Consider the following 885-nt stretch of genomic DNA (forward strand, 5'->3'; position numbering starts at 1 on the left):
CCGTAGGCGGAGAGGATCTCGTTGACCGGCTGGTAGTAGGTGGTGCCGCCGGTGCGGCAGTTGCCGGAGCCGCCGGAGGTGACGCCCTGGGCCTGGTTGCCGGAGATGTAGGAGCCGCCGGAGTCGCCGGGCTCGGCGCACACGGTGGTCCGCGTCACGCCGGTGATGGTGCCCTCGGGGTAGGTGACGCTGGTGTTGTGCTGCTGGATGGTGCCGCAGTGCCAGCCGGTGGTGGAGCCCGAGCGGCAGACGGAGGCGCCGACGGTGGCCTGGGTGGAGCCGGCGACCCGGACGCTGCCGCTGGAGGTCTTCACGTACGGGGTGGCGGTCCAGTTGGAGTTGGCCGCGACCCAGGCGTAGTCGTTGCCGGGGAAGGACGAGCCCTGGAAGGTGCCCTGGGCGGCCTGGTTGTAGCCGGTGGTGGAGCTGCCGCTGGTGCCGCAGTGGCCGGCGGTGACGAAGCCCTGCTGGCTGCCCTTGGTGACGGGGAAGCCGATCGAGCAGCGACCGGATCCGTTGATGTAGTAGGCCTCGCCGCCGCGCAGGTCGTACAGCGGGCGGGGCCGCTCGGCGGACTTCACCACGCGCACCAGGCCGGTGTCGGCTCCGGCGGCCTCGGCGAAGGCGCGGGCCTTGCCGGTGTCCGAGGCGCGGACGACGACGGAGTTGGTCTTCACGTCGATGTACCACACGGGCGCGGCGGTGGTGGCGTTCTTCCCGGCGGCCCGGTCCAGCGCGGCCTTGGCGGCCTTGAGCTCGTCCATGCCGTGCTCGACGACCTTGGCGCGGGCGCCCGCCCCGGTGATGGCGGATGCCTCGGAGGCGTCGGTGGTGGCGACGGTGAGGGTGGCGGAGTCGTCGCCCGCCACCCAGGCGCCGGCGAAG

At 72.9% G+C, this 885-nt stretch carries 1 protein-coding gene; it reads right to left on the bottom strand.

The window, feature by feature from the left end; translation table 11 throughout:
* A partial coding sequence (locus IQ279_RS27535; RefSeq protein ID WP_206352043.1) for a S1 family peptidase occupies positions 1–885 on the bottom strand: 885 nt, incomplete at both ends.

The organism is Streptomyces verrucosisporus (assembly GCF_017114865.1).
Classification (GTDB): domain Bacteria; phylum Actinomycetota; class Actinomycetes; order Streptomycetales; family Streptomycetaceae; genus Streptomyces; species Streptomyces fenghuangensis.